16 protein-coding genes are annotated in these 16,396 nt (G+C 65.3%); 4 read left to right on the plus strand and 12 right to left on the minus strand.

Translation table 11 applies throughout. The annotated features are described in order from the left end of the window. Nucleotides 1-5: 5 nt before the first annotated feature. From uvrB to NET02_RS02440, 9 genes are all read right to left on the minus strand, one after another. Entirely contained in the window at nucleotides 6-2,009 is a 2,004-nt protein-coding gene (gene uvrB / locus NET02_RS02400; RefSeq protein ID WP_284055772.1) for an excinuclease ABC subunit UvrB, read from the minus strand. Nucleotides 2,010-2,322: 313 nt separating this feature from the next. Next, on the minus strand, nucleotides 2,323-3,198 hold the full coding sequence (locus NET02_RS02405) for a VOC family protein (RefSeq protein ID WP_284055773.1): 876 nt from the start codon (nucleotides 3,196-3,198) through the stop codon (nucleotides 2,323-2,325). Between the two features lie 16 nt (nucleotides 3,199-3,214). After that, the gene (locus NET02_RS02410; protein WP_284055774.1) at nucleotides 3,215-4,204 is read right to left on the minus strand and encodes an LLM class flavin-dependent oxidoreductase; all 990 of its coding nucleotides are present in this window, start codon (nucleotides 4,202-4,204) and stop codon (nucleotides 3,215-3,217) included. A 22-nt stretch (nucleotides 4,205-4,226) separates the two neighbouring features. Beyond that, entirely contained in the window at nucleotides 4,227-5,000 is a 774-nt protein-coding gene (locus tag NET02_RS02415) for an ABC transporter ATP-binding protein (RefSeq protein WP_284055775.1), read from the minus strand. After that, a complete protein-coding gene (locus NET02_RS02420; protein WP_284055776.1) occupies nucleotides 4,997-5,767 on the minus strand; it encodes an ABC transporter ATP-binding protein in 771 nt (256 codons plus the stop codon). Before NET02_RS02420 ends, NET02_RS02415 begins: the two co-directional genes overlap by 4 nt. After that, nucleotides 5,764-6,807: a branched-chain amino acid ABC transporter permease gene (locus NET02_RS02425; RefSeq protein WP_284055777.1), complete on the minus strand. Its 1,044-nt coding sequence runs from the start codon at nucleotides 6,805-6,807 to the stop codon at nucleotides 5,764-5,766. The genes NET02_RS02420 and NET02_RS02425 overlap by 4 nt, the downstream gene beginning before the upstream one ends. Before the next feature lies 1 nt (nucleotide 6,808). Further along, nucleotides 6,809-7,714 (minus strand): branched-chain amino acid ABC transporter permease, encoded by a 906-nt coding sequence (locus NET02_RS02430; RefSeq protein WP_284055778.1) that lies wholly within the window; start codon nucleotides 7,712-7,714, stop codon nucleotides 6,809-6,811. Further along, on the minus strand, nucleotides 7,702-8,832 hold the full coding sequence (locus NET02_RS02435; protein WP_284055779.1) for an ABC transporter substrate-binding protein: 1,131 nt from the start codon (nucleotides 8,830-8,832) through the stop codon (nucleotides 7,702-7,704). The genes NET02_RS02430 and NET02_RS02435 overlap by 13 nt, the downstream gene beginning before the upstream one ends. A 539-nt stretch (nucleotides 8,833-9,371) precedes the next feature. Beyond that, entirely contained in the window at nucleotides 9,372-9,854 is a 483-nt protein-coding gene (locus NET02_RS02440) for a hypothetical protein (protein ID WP_284055780.1), read from the minus strand. 136 nt (nucleotides 9,855-9,990) lie between these two features. On the opposite strand from NET02_RS02440, the gene NET02_RS02445 reads away from it, so the two are divergent. From NET02_RS02445 to NET02_RS02460, 4 genes are all read left to right on the plus strand, one after another. After that, the gene (locus NET02_RS02445; RefSeq protein WP_284055781.1) at nucleotides 9,991-11,028 is read left to right on the plus strand and encodes a ThiF family adenylyltransferase; all 1,038 of its coding nucleotides are present in this window, start codon (nucleotides 9,991-9,993) and stop codon (nucleotides 11,026-11,028) included. A gap of 3 nt (nucleotides 11,029-11,031) precedes the next feature. Beyond that, entirely contained in the window at nucleotides 11,032-12,195 is a 1,164-nt protein-coding gene (locus NET02_RS02450) for an aminotransferase class V-fold PLP-dependent enzyme (RefSeq protein ID WP_284055782.1), read from the plus strand. Nucleotides 12,196-12,207: 12 nt separating this feature from the next. Then, complete coding sequence (locus tag NET02_RS02455; protein ID WP_284055783.1) at nucleotides 12,208-12,642, plus strand: hypothetical protein; 435 nt, start codon at nucleotides 12,208-12,210, stop codon at nucleotides 12,640-12,642. An 89-nt stretch (nucleotides 12,643-12,731) separates the two neighbouring features. After that, nucleotides 12,732-13,193, plus strand: a complete 462-nt coding sequence (locus NET02_RS02460) for an NUDIX domain-containing protein (RefSeq protein WP_284055784.1) — start codon at nucleotides 12,732-12,734, stop codon at nucleotides 13,191-13,193. Between the two features lie 65 nt (nucleotides 13,194-13,258). Here the strand turns inward: NET02_RS02460 and NET02_RS02465 are convergent, their stop codons facing one another. The 3 genes from NET02_RS02465 to NET02_RS02475 all read right to left on the minus strand — a co-directional run bounded on the left by NET02_RS02465 (nucleotide 13,259) and on the right by NET02_RS02475 (nucleotide 16,356). Then, entirely contained in the window at nucleotides 13,259-13,588 is a 330-nt protein-coding gene (locus NET02_RS02465) for a heavy metal-binding domain-containing protein (RefSeq protein WP_284055785.1), read from the minus strand. 259 nt (nucleotides 13,589-13,847) lie between these two features. Beyond that, a complete protein-coding gene (locus NET02_RS02470; protein ID WP_284055786.1) occupies nucleotides 13,848-15,080 on the minus strand; it encodes an ABC transporter substrate-binding protein in 1,233 nt (410 codons plus the stop codon). A 109-nt stretch (nucleotides 15,081-15,189) separates the two neighbouring features. After that, on the minus strand, nucleotides 15,190-16,356 hold the full coding sequence (locus NET02_RS02475) for an NAD(P)/FAD-dependent oxidoreductase (RefSeq protein WP_284055787.1): 1,167 nt from the start codon (nucleotides 16,354-16,356) through the stop codon (nucleotides 15,190-15,192). Between the last annotated feature and the right edge of the window lie 40 nt (nucleotides 16,357-16,396).

The raw sequence follows: 16,396 nt of genomic DNA on the forward strand, positions 1-16,396 counted from the left end.
GCCTATCAGGTCAGGACCTCCTGGATACGGCGAAGCTCGATGATCTGGTCGCGGATGAGGGCTGCCTTTTCGAACTCGAGCTGCTTGGCAGCTTCCTTCATTTGCTTCTCCAGGTCGCGGATCATGCGAGCCAGCTCGTCCGGCGGTAGCTCGGTAATGATGCCCGGCTTGCCATCGGCTTCTGCACGGTAGCCGGCCCGCTCTTCGGCGACGGCTTTGACCCGGTCGGTTAGATCTCGCACCTGCTTGACGATGCCGCGTGGGACGATACCGTGCGCTTCGTTGTACGCGAGCTGGATCGCGCGGCGGCGGTAGGTCTCGTCGATCGCGCGTCGCATCGAGTCGGTCACCGTGTCGGCATACATGATCACCAGGCCGTTGACATGGCGCGCTGCCCGGCCGATCGTCTGGATCAGCGACGTCTCGGAGCGCAGGTAGCCTTCCTTGTCGGCGTCGAGGATCGCGACCAGCGAGACCTCGGGGAGATCCAGTCCTTCTCGGAGCAGGTTGATCCCGACCACTACGTCGTAGACGCCGAGCCGCAGGTCGCGCAGGATCTCGACGCGCTCAAGCGTGTCGATCTCGCTGTGCAGGTAGTGCGTGCGGACGCCGACCTCTTTGAGATAGTCGGCCAGGTCTTCCGCCATCTTCTTGGTGAGCGTCGTCACCAGCGCCCGCTCGCCACGCGCCACCCGCTGCCTGATCTCGTGGATCAGATCGTCGATCTGGCCTCGGGTCGGCCGGACGCTGATCTCCGGATCGACGAGGCCGGTCGGGCGGATCACCTGCTCGACGACCTGCTGGCTCACATCCAGCTCGAATGGCCCGGGCGTCGCCGAGACATAGATCACCTGGTTGATGCGGTCGAGGAACTCCTCGAAGGTGAGCGGACGATTGTCGCGCGCGGAGGGAAGCCGGAACCCGTACTCGACCAGCACGTCCTTGCGGGAGCGATCTCCGTGGTACATCCCGCGTACCTGCGGAATGGCCATGTGCGACTCATCAATGAACATCAGGTAGTCTTCGGGGAAGTAGTCGAGCAGAGTCCAGGGCGGCTCGCCCGGCGCTCGCCGCGAGAGATGCCGGGAGTAGTTCTCGATCCCGGAGCAGTAGCCGACCTCGCGCAGCATCTCCAGGTCGTAGAGCGTTCGCTGCTTGAGGCGGGCGGCCTCGAGTACCTTGCCCTCTGCTTCCAGCTCGCGCACCCGCTCTTCCAGCTCGGCCTCGATATCCTGGATGGCGAGCAGGAGCTTGTCCTGGCTAGTGACCCAGTGCTTAGCCGGGTAGATGTCGATCTCGGTGCGCTCGGCTAGGATCTCTCCGGTCAAGGGATCGATCTCGACGATCCGCTCGATCTCGTCGCCCCAGAGCTCGACCCGCACGGCGATCTCCTCGTAGGCCGGGAAGATCTCGATGACATCGCCGCGGGCGCGGAAGGTGCCGCGCACCAGGGTTAGGTCGTTGCGGTCGTACTGGATATCGACCAGATGACGGAGCAGCTTGTCCCGGCGAATTTTGCCGCCGCGCCGGAGCGAGATGACAGTCTTACCATACTCCTCCGGCGAGCCCAGCCCGTAGATGCAGGAGACGCTGGCGACGATGATCACGTCGCGCCGGGTGAGGAGGGCACGGGTGGCCGCGTGGCGTAACTTGTCGATCTCGTCGTTGATCTCCGTCTCTTTCTCGATGTAAGTGTCCGTGCGCGGGACATAGGCCTCTGGCTGGTAGTAGTCGTAGTAGCTGACGAAGTACTCCACCGCGTTGTGCGGGAAGAACTCGCGGAACTCGCTATAGAGCTGTGCGGCCAGCGTCTTGTTCGGCGCGAGCACCAGCGTAGGACGCTGTACCTGCGCGATGACATTGGCCATCGTGAAGGTCTTGCCTGATCCGGTCACTCCTAGCAGGGTCTGGTGCCGGTAGCCGCGACGCAGTCCATCGACGAGCTTCTCGATCGCTTGCGGTTGATCTCCGGTGGGCTGGAAGTCGGTCACGAGCTGGAACTCTGGCATGGCACACCTTCAGCGGGGCGGTAGCGACCTCGACAGCGCCAGAGAAGTATACCCGAACCGGTTGTCCGGACACCCGCGCTCTGGTCGTTACTCCAGGCATCGATTGCTTCGGCCTCTGTACAACGAACCGCAGGGGCGAATAGACGTCCGACCCTACCGCGTTCACACATCGTGCGAGGGCAGGCCGCGTACGTGTTCCTGAAGTAGGCCACAGATGCGGAGCTGCGCCGGCTGGTCTGTCTACTGCATGCGGCACCGCGAACGATTTCGCAAGGCCGGGATCTCCTGCCGAACCGGATCGGCCCTCAACTGGCTAACTGCGGGCAGGAACCAGTGTCAGGCGCGCGCCGAAGGCCTGATCCGGAGCGATAAGGAGGCCAGACCAGGCCGGGGCGGGCTCCAGCGCGACCCCGGACTGCTCCAGGTATCTTCGCGTCTCATCCAGATCCCTAACTTGGAGCACCACTTCGAATGGGTGCTCGCCGTCCTGCTCGAGCGCTTGCTGCACTGGCCCGTCTCCGGTCGGAGCCAGCAAATCGATCGCGAATTCGCCGAGCTGGAACCGCGCGCGTCGAGCGGCGAGCTCTGGCACCTCGTCCTGGGCCTGCACCGCTAGGCCGAGCTGTCGCTCGTACAGGTGGAGCCCGCGCTCCAGGTCAGTTACAGCAATCGATATCCCGACCACACCGGTCGTGCCGTTCGGGTGGTTGCCCGGCCGTTCCCACGTAAGCCGCTCGTCGTCGGGGATGTCCCACTGGATCAGGAATGGCCAGGGCCGTAGCCAGGACACACCACTCGGGACCAGCAGGCGCCACGAGAGGAGCCGGCCGTCGGGGCGAAGCCGTTCCATCGGGAAGGGGCCGACCGCCTCGAGGCCGGTCTGCCGGAACCGCTCGGCATCGGCCTCGATGTCGGACGTCGCCAAGGCGTATCCTACCAGCCCGCCATCGCGCTGGTCGAACAGCGCGACCAGCGTCTGCCCGCTCGTGCCACCGGCGATGGCTTCTTCCCGGTCGGCCACGGAGAGTAGTTCCAGGTAATCGAGCCCGAAGCGGATGATGGCGTTGTAGGTTCCCAGACCGGTGTGGCGACCGCCGGGGTGAACATCGAACCCAAGGTGGCGGAAACGAGCAATCGCCGCGTCGAGGTCGCGCACCGCGATGACGGCATGGTCGAACCGGCTGATCATTCGTCACGTCCTCTCGTTATGCGAACGCGGGGAGCACCTCTCGGGTGACCCGCTCGAACTGCCCCTGCTGGTCGTAGCTAGCCAGGCGCAGCGTGATCGTCGTCGCGCCGGCCTCGACAAATGCCCGGATCTGCTCGATGCATTCCTCTGGCGTGCCGAGCGCCACCCAGCGTTCGACTAAGGCCCGGTCGTAGTCGACACCATAGTAGGCATCCAGGTATCGCTTGGCCTCCTGGAAGGCCGCCTCACGGTCCTCATTGACGTTGATGTTGTAGTAGAGGCAGGCCTCGAAGTCAGGACCGAGCTCGCGCCCCTCCTCACGCGCGTACTGCTCGATCGCCTGAAGGTTGGCCGCGAACGATTCCGGCGTGTTCATCGTCGTCATCCAGCCGTCACCGAGACGGGCCACGCGCCGGAGTGCTCGCTCGCGCATCTTCGGCTTGTCGACCGGCGGGTTGGCGGTGACCCAGATCGGGATCGGTTGCTGGACGGGGCGCGGGAGAATCGTGACGCCGTCGAAGGAGTTGTACTCGCCGTGGTAGCTGACGTTCTCCTGGCTGGAGGTCAGGCGCAGGATCTCGATTGCCTCCTCCATGCGCCGCATGCGGCTCGAGGGATCGATCCGGAACGCGGCGAACTCCTCTTCGAACTGGCCGCCGCCAGGTCCCGGCTGTCCCTGGCAGGCGACAAAGATGGTTCGTCCTCCGGAGAGAAAGTCCAGGCTCGCCCACTGGTACGCGAGCAACAACGCGTCTCGCAGCGGTGTGCTCGCCATGCAAGCCGGGCCGAGCTTGACCCGTTCGGTGATCGCGGCGAGCGCGCCAAGGAGTACCAGCGCGTCCAACCGCGGCTTGGCGAGGATCGAGTCGCCGACCCACACGGAGTCCCAGGCCGGCTCCTGGTCGGCTAGCCGTGCCAGGCTGTACAGGTCTTCCAACGTAGCCGCTCCGGTGATCACTCCTCTGTTCGAGAGCGTCAGGCCGAAGCGCACCTTCGATCGCGCCATCGGGCAATCCCTCCTTCGTGTATCACGCAGAGTCTCCCGCAGTTAACTCGGGTGCTCTCTCGGGGTTGGATTTGGAACCGCGCGCCGTGCCGAAGTAGCGCTCGCGTACCTCGGGGTTCTTGGCCAGCTCTCGGGCCGGCCCGCTCAGCACGATGCGGCCCGTGTGCATGATGTATCCACGCTCGGCTGCCTCGAGCGCCAGCCGCGCGTTCTGCTCCACGAGCAGGATCGTGACGCCCCGCTCGCGCAGGTGGCGCAGCAGGCTGAACACTTGCTGGACGATCACTGGCGCCAGGCCGAGGCTCGGCTCGTCGAGCAGCAGGATGCGCGGTCTGGACATCAGCGCTCGGGCAATCGCCAGCATCTGCTGTTCGCCGCCGGACAGCGTACCAGCGGCTTGATGCGACCGCTCACGCAGGATCGGGAAGAGCTCATAGACCTGGCGCAGGTCGCCGGCGATCTCCTCGCGCGGACGGCTGTATCCCCCGAGATAGAGGTTATCGAGCACGGAGAGGTCGGCGAACACCCGCCGGCCCTCCGGTATCAGCGCGAGCCCGCGTCGCGGTAGTTCGTGGGCCGGCACTCCCCGGATCGACACGCCGTCGAGCAGGATATCTCCCCCAGCGACAGGGGCCAACCCGGCAATCGCGCGCAGCGTGCTGCTCTTCCCCGCGCCGTTCGCCCCGATGATCGCGACCAGCTCGCCCTCAGCTACCTGGAACGAGGCGCCGTCTACCGCGCGGATGCCGCCGTACTGCACAGTGAGTTCGGTAATTGCCAGTACTGGTTCCCTCATGCCGCCTCCCCGAGATAGGCACGAATGACCTCGGGGTGCTGGGTCACTTCCTCGGGAGTGCCGCTTACGATGATCGCCCCCTGGTCCATCACGATGACCCGCTGGCAGAGCCGTTCCACCACGTCCAGGTGATGCTCGATCAGCACGAGCGAGAGCCCGTACCGTCCTTGCGCCCACTCGAGGAAGTCGCTCAACGCGGCCGCTTCGCTCTCGTTCATGCCGGCCGCCGGTTCGTCGAGCAGCAGCGCTCGTGGTTGTGTGGCCAGCGCGCGGATGATCTCGACCCGCCGCTGGTCGCCGTAGGGGAGGACGCCGGCCGGCCGGTCCTGTATCGCCATGAGCCCGGAAGCCTCCAGCAGCTCGTCGACCTCCTGGCGCCAGCGCTCGACTTCCCGCCGGTAGCGTCTCGTGCGGAGCGCCACGTCAATCGTGGAGATCTGCAGCCTTGGAGCCGCCGCCACCTCGACGTTCTGCCGAACCGTCAGCTCGCTGAACAGGCGGATGTGCTGGAAGGTGCGCACGAGCCCCAGTTGAGCGATCCGGTCCGGACGAGCCTGGCTAATGTCGTGGCCGGCGAACGTGATGCGGCCGCGTGACGGACGGTGGAAGCCAGACAACAGGTTAACGACCGTGCTCTTGCCGGCGCCGTTGGGCCCGATCAAGCCGACGACCTCGCCGGGATAGAGATCCAGCTCGAAGCCCCGCACCGCTTGGATGCCGTCGAACTCTTTCCACAGATCACGGACAGTGAGCAGCGCCTCGGTCATCGGGCTCCTGCCTCCTCTCGAGGCGACGGCTGAGTCCGTCGCTCTTCCGCGTTCGGTTCTGCGCTGACTCGCTGGGGCACCAGAGACGCTGGCGGCCGGCCACGCCAGCCCGCGAACAGCCTGCCCTGGCCGAGCAGGCCCTGTGGGCGTAACCAGATGACCAGCATCAGCAGGACGCCGTACAAGACCATGCGTAGATCAGCCAACCCGCGCAGTACCTCGGGCAAGAGCGTCAACAAGACGGCGCCCACGATGGGCCCCGGAATGGTGGCGATGCCACCGACTGCCACCATCGCCAGGAGCGCGATGGTGTGCGTGAGCTGGAACGGTTCCACACTCACGAACGTGATGTAGTGCGCGTAGAGTGCCCCGGCTGCTCCCGCAAAGAAAGCGGCCAGGGCGAACGCCATCGTGCGGACTCCCGCTACGTCCGTCCCGATACTAGCCGCCGCCTGATCGTCTCCACGCGTCGCGATCAGGCTCAGGCCGAAGGGGGAGTCGACGAAGCGGCGGATGACCACGATGGCGAGAACCAGGAGGGCCAACCCCAGATAGTAGTTGTCCCGGTGAGTCGTTGCGACCCAGCCGAAGAGTTCCGCTCGGGGTATCCCGGGTAGACCGCTCGGGCCGCGGGTGACCGCGTCCCAGTTGTAGGCGACGAGTACCAGGATCTCTCCGAGGGCGAGCGTGGCCATGGCGAAATAGTGCCCGCGAAGGTGCAGGATCGGCCGCGCGAAGATCCAGCCGGTGATGGCTGCTGCCAGCGCCGCGACCGGGAGGGTGACAAGGAAGGGCGCGCCGAGATGGAGCGCGAGCAGAGCCGTCACATACGCGCCGATGCCGTAGAAGCCGGCGTGGCCGAGCGAGATGAGCCCGCCATAGCCCAGAACGAGGTTCAGGCTGACCGCCAGTACCGCTTCGAGGGCCGCGACTGCTAGCAGCCGGTGTAGGAACGGGTTCTGAACCAGAAGCGGCAGCAGGATGGCCAGAACTAGGAACGGCCAGCCTGGTCGGATGCGTGTGGGTCGCCACCGGCGCATGCTACAACCTCTCCGGTATGGCTCGGCCCAGGAGCCCCTGTGGCCGGAGCACGAGCACCCCGATAAGCAGCGCGAAGATGATCGCGTCCGACCACTTGGGCGACACGTAGCTCTCCAGCAAGACTTCGAAGACGCCGAGCAGTAGCCCACTGATCACGGCGCCAACCAGGTTGCCCACGCCACCGATCACCGTGGCGGTATACCCTTTGACCAGTGCCGCAATCCCCATGCTCGAGTAGACGACACCGTAGAGGGCAGCTACGAGCACGCCAGCCGCGCCGGCGAACGCCGAGCCGACCGCGAACGCAGCAGCGATGATGCGTATGGTGTTGATCCCCATCAGCCGGGCTGTCTCGGGGTCACTCGCGGTTGCCCGGATAGCTCGCCCAAGCTGGGTGCGCCGCAGCACGAGCTGTAGCCCAGCAAGCAACGCCAGCGCGGTGACGAAGATGACGACCTTGAATGCCGGAATCGTGGCCGGTCCCAGAGTCAGGTTCCCAGGTGCCCAATTGAGCACGAAGGGGTGCAGTTCCGCGCCCCATAGGAAAGCTGCGAGGTACTGGAGGGCGATCGAGAGTCCGATAGCGCTAATGATCGCCGCGATATGCGGGGCTGCCATCAGGGGCCGGAACACCACGCGCTCGACCGCCAACCCGATCGCGGCGCCGAGGAACAGAGCAAGAACCAGTACCAGACCGAACTGGCTAAAGCCACCGAGCGGTAACGCCGGGAGCGCCGTCAGGACCAAGAACGCCACCAGCATGTAGACCTCGCCGTGGGCGAACTGGGCGACGCGGAGCACGCCGAAGATCAGCGCGAAGCCCAGCGCGACGAGCCCGTAGACGCCTCCGATTGCCAGCCCGCTGACGAGCTGATCGACCAGGACAGGAATCGTCACGGAGTCCATGGCTTGAACTGCCCGTCCTGAACGATCAGGAACTCGAACTCGGTATAGATTGCCTGGCGATTCTGGTCGAAGCTCAGCGGGCCGATGGCGGTATCCAGATTCTCGATCGCCTCCAGGCCCTGGCGGATACCGTCGCGCGTCGCGCCGCCCTGGCGCGCGGCTTCAGCGATTGCCTGGGTGGCGGCATAGGCATAGATGACGAACGGGGTCGGCTCGGCTCCGTACTTCTGCCGGTATTCGGCGGCCACGGCCTCCCAGTTTTCGCCTTGCGCCACTCGGGCCGTGATCACCCCTTCGACAGCCTCACCGCCGACCTCCGGGAACTGGTTGGAAATGATGGCTGCCGATGCGAACCAGCGGGTCTGCACCCCTGATGCGACGGCCTGCTTAATCAGGAGCGCCGCGTCGTTGTAATAGCTGCTCAGGTAGACCGCCTCAGCGCCAGCGTTCTTCAGCTTGATGATCCCGCTGGTGAAGTCCTTGGTATCTGGCTGGTAAGGCTCGTCGAGCACGATGGTGCCGCCGTTTTGTTGCACTCGCTCGACGAAGTACTGGTGCTCCGACTTGCCGAAGTCCGTGTTCAGATAGAACGTGGCAATACGCGTGAGACCGAGCTGCTGGACGAGCAAATCAGCCGTGGCCTGCGCGCCGAGATCGTTGGTCGGGCTTACGCGGAAGACCCATTCGTTCCCTTGCTGCGTGATCTTAGGGTCGGAGGCGGAGATTACGACCAGCGGCAACCCGTTCGCCTTGTAGATCGGCATTGCGGCGTAGACCGTGCTGCTGGTGAAGTGGCCCATGCTGGCAAGGATGCTGGAGTCGGAGCCGATCCGCTGAGCGATGTTTGCGGTCTCGGTAGTATCGTTCCGGTCGTCGAACTGCTCGATGACGATCTCCTTACCGTCGACTCCACCAGCCGCGTTGATCTTCTCAGCCGCCATCTGGGCGCCACGAACGAAGTCCTGCCCGTAGGTAGCCGCGTCACCGGACATCGGCCCGACGACCGCGATCTTGATCTGGTCTCCACCGGCTCCGGCGAGCCCGCCGATATCGCAGCCGACGAGGATGAACGCGGCTGCCAGAACCAGGGCAAGCAGGCGACTGCGCACGATGTTCATCCGACAACACCCTCCTCGATCCAGCCCACGGAAGGTTGGCCTGTCAAATCCATGGACCGGCACTCAACCCATTTGGGGACAGGGACTCCGGCTTGCTTCCGCTCTCGAGCCATCACCGATCACCGCGTGCGAGGCCGTAGCGGAGGCTCGTCCACCACGACCGTGCGCCACGGGGATTCTTCCCAGCGGCGTCGGAGCGCCTCGATTGCTCGGGCAAAGAGGGGACTAGTTACAGTTGCAGATTCGCGGCCAGTAGGCCAGCACGAGGATCGTCAGCGGGCACGGCGGTACCGGCCGGGCCAGGACTGGATATGCAGCCTTCAGGTCGATCTCCATCGCATCACCCAAAGCGAGTACCTGATACCGCCAGCCGCCATGCGGCAGTCTCAGCAGCGCAAGTATCCGGATTTCCGCGCCCGCTGTCAAGTCCGCGTGGAATACGAGCGACTATCAGGAGCCATGCTCCCGTGGCGTCCAATGCCTGCCTCACGCGGACAACGGACGCCGCAGAGCACGGGCGTGCTGCCGGAGAGCCAGCGTCAGGGCACGATTGCCCACTCATCTGGCAGGCGATAGTGGTAGAGCATGCGCGTCGGTTGGCCGGATCGGCGGATTCGCCCTCGGTCCTCCCGCTGTAGCTCGCCGTAGCTATTCACTACCTGGACGATTCGCCGCGCGCCGAGGTTGTAGAGAATCAGCCCGGACTCTACCGGTTGCAAGCTGAGGTCCCTCGTGACCTCGTCTAGGACGCGGAAGGGGGGCAAGGTCGAGGGAGACGCGTGCTCGATTATCGAGTGAAAGGCTGATGGATCGTCAGGAGTGTTGTGCTCATCGAACACCGCCAGGCCGTTGCGAACTTCGGTAATGAAGTCAGCATCGTAAGGCCGCGTGAACTCCAGGAGTTCCGCGAGCGACCGCGGGTTGCGGCTACAGGCGGCTGCGAACATTTTGATGGCGTGACCAGGTCCAACGAAGCTCGCTGCTCCTTGCGCGTCGATCACGGTAAACCGAACCAGCGTCACGGTCTCACCTTTACCCTTCAGAAGGAATTCGGCACTTCGAAACGAACTCGGCTCGGTTCGGAGCCGAGAGTGCCTTGGGAAGAGCCTCCGGCAACTGTACCATAGAGGTCAAGCGATCACTGGTGAGGAGTTCTCCGTGAGCAGCTCGCTCGTCGTCTCTCAGCGGTACCACCGGCAGGAGTTGATCCCCGAGATCGGCCGCGAGGGTCAACGGCGTCTCCGGGAGGCTCGCGTCTGCATCATCGGCATCGGCGCGCTCGGCACGCATGTGGCCGACCAACTCGCCCGAGCGGGTGCCGGCTTCCTGCGGCTGGTCGACCGCGATGTTCCGGAGCTGACGAATTTGCAACGCCAGGTGCTCTTCGACGAGGCGGATGTCGAATCTGCAACCCCCAAGGCGATCGCAGCCGCTAGACGCTTGGGAGCGATCAACCACGAGGTCGAGCTGGAGCCGGTCGTCGACGACGTCAATCCGTACAACGTCGAGCGGCTGATCTCCGACGTCGACGTCGTGATCGACGGGAGCGACAACTTCGAGCTGCGCTATTTGCTGAACGATGCGTCGGTCAAGCTGGGCCGGCCGTGGATCTACGGCGGTGTCATCGCGACGCACGGGACGACGATGACGATCATCCCCGGAGAGACCCCTTGCCTGCGCTGCGTCTTCCCGGAGCCGCCTCCACCGGGCGCCGCGCCAACCTGCGACACGGCGGGGGTGCTCGGCCCCGCCGTGGCCGTCATCGGCGCGTTGCAGGCCGTTGAGGCGATCAAGTTGCTGACCGGCAACCGCGACGCGCGGAGCCGATGGTTGACCAGCTTCGATGTCTGGACGCACGAGCTCGTTCGCATCGATCTCCCGGCGCGCAATCCGGAGTGCCCGACTTGTGGCCTCGGCCGGTACGAGTTTCTCGATCGAACGCTGCCGACCCAGACGATCCAGCTCTGTGGACGCGATGCGGTGCAGGTCGTGGTTCACCCCCGCGCCAGCCTCTCGTTCCCTGCGCTCGCTGAGCGACTAAGTCGATCCGGTGAGGTAAGCTATAACCGTTACCTGATGCGGTTCCGGGCAGGAGCTTATGAGTTGACGATCTTCCCGGACGGACGCGCGATCGTACGGGGTACGACCGATCCCGCCGAGGCGAGGTCAATCTACGCTCGCTATATCGGGATGTAACAAATGATCTACCTCGATAACGCTGCTGCGAGCTGGCCCAAGCCGGAGGTCGTCTACCGGACACTCGGCGACTTCCTGCGCGGGACGGGAGCCAGCCCCGGCCGCCATGTCCATCGGATGGGCGTCGAGGCTGCTCGCGCCGTCGAGGAGACTCGACAGAAGTTGGCCCGGCTGCTCGGTCTCGAGGACGCCTGGCGGATCGTCTTCACCGCCAACGCGACCGACGCGCTGAATCTCGCGATCAAGGGCGTGCTCTCGGCGAACGACCATGCCGTGACGACGGTCATGGAGCACAACGCGGTACGGCGGCCGCTACGGGCGCTGGAGGCGATCGGTGTCGCCATGACCAAGGTGCGAGCAGACGGGCAGGGGTTTGTCGATCCGACCGCCGTACGGGCAGCGCTTCGCCCGAATACCCGCCTGGTCGTGGTCACGCATGCCTCGAACGTGAACGGAGCGCTACAACCGGTCCGCGAGGTGGCGGAGATCGTCCATGAGCACGGTGCGCTCCTGCTGGTCGATGGCGCGCAGACGGTGGGTGCTTTACCGTTTACACTCGCGGACCTCGACGCTGACTTACTCGCGTTCGGCGGCTATCGGGCCCTTTTGGGTCCGCCGGGCACAGGAGCGCTGGTCATCGGGCCCCGGGTCGATCCTTCCGAACTCTCACCGCTTCGTGAGGGAGAAACCGGGGTAAACTCGGAGAGGGATATCCAGCCAGCCGAGCTACCACACCGGTACGAGGCCGGTATGCTCAATACCGTCGGCATCGCCGCGTTGGGGGCGGCGCTGGACTTCCTCCGCGAGGTCGGAATCGACCGGGTTGCGGCGCATCTGCGAGTCCTGACCGACCGGCTGATCGAGGGATTAGGAGGCATTCCGGGCGTGCGAGTTCTCTCACCGGACGACCCGAATCGCCGGGTTGCGGTCGTCTCCTTCGTTGTCGAGGGGTGGGATCCGGTTGACTTCGGTGACGTGCTGGACCGGACCTTCGGTATCGCCTGCCGGGCTGGTCTACATGGTGCGCCGGAGGCATGCCGGGCGCTGGATGCCTTCCCGCGCGGAACTGTACGGTTTTCGCCGGGGTTCTTCACCACCGAACAGGAGATCGACCAGGCTGTTGCCGCCGTGCGCGAGCTTGCCCGCACGCCGCTCCACTTAGCCTGAAGGGGCGTGTCCATGCCTGAGAATCGACGCTCGACTCGCCTCGAGGAGCAGATCCGAGAAATCCTGGAGCAGGCAGATCGCGAGCCGGCCTGGCGGCGCTGGCTCCGGCGGCTTCGACGCCCACGGCCACACCTGGAAGCTTTTCCACCTCGCCCGAGGCGCCGAGCTTGGTCGATCGAGCCGACCTGGGTTTGGATCGGCGCGACGTTCGGCCTCGCGCTTCTTGCGATCCTCGTCTCGGACTGGTCCCGCACGCTCGCTCTGGCCGTGGCCATCACTAGCCTCGTCGTCTTCTTCGCGCCGATCGTCGCGCGCTTTCGCCGGGGCCCAGTGGAGGTGTCCGGCTCGCGCCGCTGGCGAGGGCGAGATATCGATCTTCCTCCGCCCCGCATCGGCCTGGTTGGGCGGCTCCGCTACTGGCTCTGGCGACTGCGCCAGCGCCGGTGACGGCGATGACGGCGCGTTTCTCTCGGCTGGGTTATGCTTCCGACCGAGGGAAGGGGAGCCGCTTCTGGTACAGGGATGTGGGTTGGGGGATGCCGAAGATAGTCAGCGATATCGTCGACGTCTACGTCTTTCGCCACTACCGCAAGACGGCCCAGTTCTTGCTCCTGCATCGACGCCCCGACGTGCCGCTCGGCAATACCTGGCAAGCCGTCCACGGGAAGATCCTGCCGCACGAGCGAGCGGTAGACGCCGCGCTCCGCGAGCTACGGGAGCAGACGGGACTCGTCCCGGAGAAGCTCTACTCGGCCGATTTCATCAACCAATTTTACGATCACACGACCGATTCGATCGTGCTCGCGCCATCGTTCGCGGCACTCGTGGAGACGAGAGCGAAGCTCGAGCTCGCGAGCGAGTACAACGACTATGCCTGGTGTGACCTCGAGGAGACGGTCGCCAGGCTGCCCTGGACCGGGCAGCGCTGGGCTGTCCGGCACATCTACGATGTGATTGCCCTCGGTGGCGAGGAAGCCGAGTTCTATGCCCTCACATGAGCCCGCGCGCGATTACGGGCGACGCCCAGGCCAGCCTGGCGGCGCGTTCGCGGCCTTGGGGACCGCTAGATTCGGACCGCCGTGCCTGATGCCGTCACCATCAGCATCCCGCCGCCTCCGCCCATCTCGATCGTCTCGTAGTCCAGGTCCACGCCGATGATCGCATTCGCGCCGAGTTGCTCGGCGGCCTGGCGCATCTCGTCGAGCGCGATCTCCCGCGCCCGGCGTAGCTCCTTCTCGTAGGCGCCGGAGCGGCCGCCCACGATGTCGCGGATACCGGCGAACAGATCGCGAAAGAGATTGGCTCCGAGGATGGCCTCGCCGGTCACGATGCCCAGATATTCCTTAACCGGCTTCCCCTCGATCGTGTTCGTGGTGGTGATAATCGTTGCCATAGCCGTCCCCCTGTCCGAAGCTTGCTCCAGCACTCCGGCGCTTCCACCGGCCTCCTGCTCAGCCACACGAGGTCCTTGCCGGACTGGTGGCTCGCCATCCAAGAGGATAGCTGGATCCGTGCGGCAGTGCGAGCCTCACGGGACATCCCGGCTATAGCGGATGCATGCACCTTGCCGGGGGCCGAGACTGGTACCGGCAAGGTCGTCCAGTCAGGACCTGCCGCCTGTCGGCACGCGCGAGCGTATCCTCGCCGGACCGCTAGCCCACCACCCAGGCGTTGAAGCGCTCTACGACCTCTTCGAGGTGGTCTGCCCACCACTCGTAGTCAGGATAGACCTGGAGCTCCTTGTTCTGGGGGGAGCTGGGCAGGAGTGGCAGCCGCTCCGGTGGGAGAGAGTCGAAGGCGCGGCTGTTCGCCGGGCCGTCCGGGTACATCATCGCGAAACGGCTTTGGATCTCTGGCCGGAGCGCGAAGTTGATGAAGTCGTGTGCCACGTCCACATTCTTCGAGCCACGCGGGATCACCAGCGAGTCACTGGACAGCCGGCCCTCGTTCCAGGTGTAGCCGAGCGGCGCACCCTGCTCGATCACGACCTGTACCCTGGCGATCCAGGCATCGGTCAGGTCGACCTCCCCATCGGACAAGAGCTGTGCGGGCTGCGCGCCAGCCTCCCACCAGACGGTGATATGCGGCTTGATCCGATCCAGCGAGCGGAATGCGCGGTCGATGTCGAGCGGGTAGAGCTGATCCATCGGCACGCCGTCGGCGAGGAGCGCCGCCTCGATCGGCCCCCACTGCGCGTACTTCTGAAAGGCTCGGGCACCCGGGAAACTCTCCACGTCCCAGAAATCCGCCCAACCGGCCGGAGGGTTGTCACCGAACTTATCCGTTCGGTACGCCAGGCACGTTGAGTAGTAGTAATAGCCGACGCCGTGCTCGAGGATCAGCTCAGGGAAAATGTCTTTCGTGTCAACCTTGCTGTAGTCGATCGGCTCGAGCAAGTTCAGCCGGCCCATCGGGATCACGGCTTCGGTGCCAACGTCGACGACGTCCCACTCGACGTTGCCCGCCTCGACCATGGCGCGGAGCTTGGCTTCATCGCTGGCATCCTCGACGATCTGGCATCCCGTCAGACGTATAAACGGCTCGTACATCGCGGCACGCAAGGCGTCCTGGAGCGCGCCGCCCCAGGAGGTGACGACGATGGTGCGTCCCCTCCAGCGGTTGGGATCATCGTATCCTGGGATCGCGAGCTCTTCGGGCGCCACGGTCGGCGTCGCTTGTGGTGCGGTCGTCGCTGTTGCGGTTGGTGACGTCGCGGGCGAGCTTTGTGGCGCCGCCGGTGTGCCGGCGACTGGCGCTTCCTCACGACAGGCGATCCCCGCCGCGAGACTCGCCGATGCCAAACCGGCAACCCGGAGGAAATCGCGCCGGCGGAAGCGTCGCTGCGCTCTGAGGAGATCGAGCAGACGTGGAGAACGATCGGACATGGCGAGCTCCTCCTCTCACGTGGCGAACGGCCGAACGTCGAGTGACCGTGCAGTCACGTCGCGTATCGGTCCAGTCGCCGAATGCTGGCCCTGATCCCGACCGGGCAGCTCACCGGGTAGGGAACGGCAGCGCGATCGCGTCGCGGACGCGGCGTGGCTCGCTGAAGCGACTGAGCCGGATCTCCTCATCGGGCAGCTCCGTGACACGCTCGTCGAGGATCAGCTCGGCGAGCTTCATGCCGAGTGCTGGCCCCCACATCATCCCGTGACCCCCGGCAGCGACGACGTAGAAGCCGAAGCGCGGCTCGTCGATGATCGGCAGGTGGTCGGGCGTGTAGTCGATCGATCCGGTCCATGCCCGGCCGATCGGTTGCCCGGCGAGCGACGGGATCGTCGCTTCCCACTCCGGCTTCAGCCGCTCGAAGTAGGCCCAGTCGAACTCGAGCAAGAATCGCTCAGTCGGATCCGCCTGCTCCTCCGGGTTGCTCATGCCGAGCAGCACCCCCTGCTCGTCGGGGCGGAGGTAGTAGCCCTGGCTGAGCACGAAGACCATCGGAAAGTTCGCTGGCATGGCGGCCGGGCGCTCGGGGAACGTAACGATCTGGTGCCGGGCTGCCGAGACCGGAACCTCGATACCGAGCATCGCGCCGATCCGCCTGGCGCCCCGCGGCCCAGCGGCATCGACCACGCGCTCCGCCTCGAACGTCCCACGCGTCGTCTGGACGCGGTAACCGCTGCTCAGCGGCTCGATCGCCTGTACCTCGCACTCCTCGAAGAGGGAAACGCCGGCCTTGAGCACGGCGTGGGTGATGTTGCGCGCGACGATCGCCGGGTAGACGAACCCGTCGTCCGGCGTGTAGGTCGCGCCGAGGAAGCGATCCCAGTCAACGAACGGGACGCGCCGCTTCAGCTCAGGGGGGTCCAGCCACTCGTTGGCAATCCCACACCGCTGGCGAAGCTCGACCAGATCGTGGAATGCGGCACGCTCCTCCTCGCTCGAGGCTGCGACATAGTACCCAACTTCGGTGAACCCGCTCCCGATCCCGAGCTCTTGACCGAGCTGGCGGTAGAGCTCGCGCGACCACTTGCCGAGCTTGACGGCGGTCTCCGAGCCACCCTGCTGCCGGACGATCCCAGCGGAGCGCGTCGTCGCGCCGAAGCCGGCCCAGTACCGCTCGCACACGGCGATTCGGCGGGTACCGCGCTTCGCCAGGTGGTACGCCGTCCAAAGCCCGAGGTTCCCTCCCCCGACGATCAGCACATCAAAGGATGCCATTGCTCTCCCTTTCTTCCATCGGAGCCTGTCTCACGGTGCT

It is taken from the genome of Thermalbibacter longus (assembly GCF_023806485.1).
Classification (GTDB): Bacteria; Chloroflexota; Chloroflexia; order Thermomicrobiales; family Thermomicrobiaceae; genus Thermalbibacter; species Thermalbibacter longus.

Coding starts and splice junctions, on each gene's coding strand:
- uvrB (WP_284055772.1), bottom strand. CDS start 2,009: ATGCCAGAGTTCCAGCTCGTGACCGACTTCCAGCCCACCGGAGATCAA.
- NET02_RS02405 (WP_284055773.1), bottom strand. CDS start 3,198: ATGATCAGCCGGTTCGACCATGCCGTCATCGCGGTGCGCGACCTCGAC.
- NET02_RS02410 (WP_284055774.1), bottom strand. CDS start 4,204: ATGGCGCGATCGAAGGTGCGCTTCGGCCTGACGCTCTCGAACAGAGGA.
- NET02_RS02415 (WP_284055775.1), bottom strand. CDS start 5,000: ATGAGGGAACCAGTACTGGCAATTACCGAACTCACTGTGCAGTACGGC.
- NET02_RS02420 (WP_284055776.1), bottom strand. CDS start 5,767: ATGACCGAGGCGCTGCTCACTGTCCGTGATCTGTGGAAAGAGTTCGAC.
- NET02_RS02425 (WP_284055777.1), bottom strand. CDS start 6,807: ATGCGCCGGTGGCGACCCACACGCATCCGACCAGGCTGGCCGTTCCTA.
- NET02_RS02430 (WP_284055778.1), bottom strand. CDS start 7,714: ATGGACTCCGTGACGATTCCTGTCCTGGTCGATCAGCTCGTCAGCGGG.
- NET02_RS02435 (WP_284055779.1), bottom strand. CDS start 8,832: ATGAACATCGTGCGCAGTCGCCTGCTTGCCCTGGTTCTGGCAGCCGCG.
- NET02_RS02450 (WP_284055782.1), top strand. CDS start 11,032: ATGATCTACCTCGATAACGCTGCTGCGAGCTGGCCCAAGCCGGAGGTC.
- NET02_RS02455 (WP_284055783.1), top strand. CDS start 12,208: ATGCCTGAGAATCGACGCTCGACTCGCCTCGAGGAGCAGATCCGAGAA.
- NET02_RS02460 (WP_284055784.1), top strand. CDS start 12,732: ATGCCGAAGATAGTCAGCGATATCGTCGACGTCTACGTCTTTCGCCAC.
- NET02_RS02465 (WP_284055785.1), bottom strand. CDS start 13,588: ATGGCAACGATTATCACCACCACGAACACGATCGAGGGGAAGCCGGTT.
- NET02_RS02470 (WP_284055786.1), bottom strand. CDS start 15,080: ATGTCCGATCGTTCTCCACGTCTGCTCGATCTCCTCAGAGCGCAGCGA.
- NET02_RS02475 (WP_284055787.1), bottom strand. CDS start 16,356: ATGGCATCCTTTGATGTGCTGATCGTCGGGGGAGGGAACCTCGGGCTT.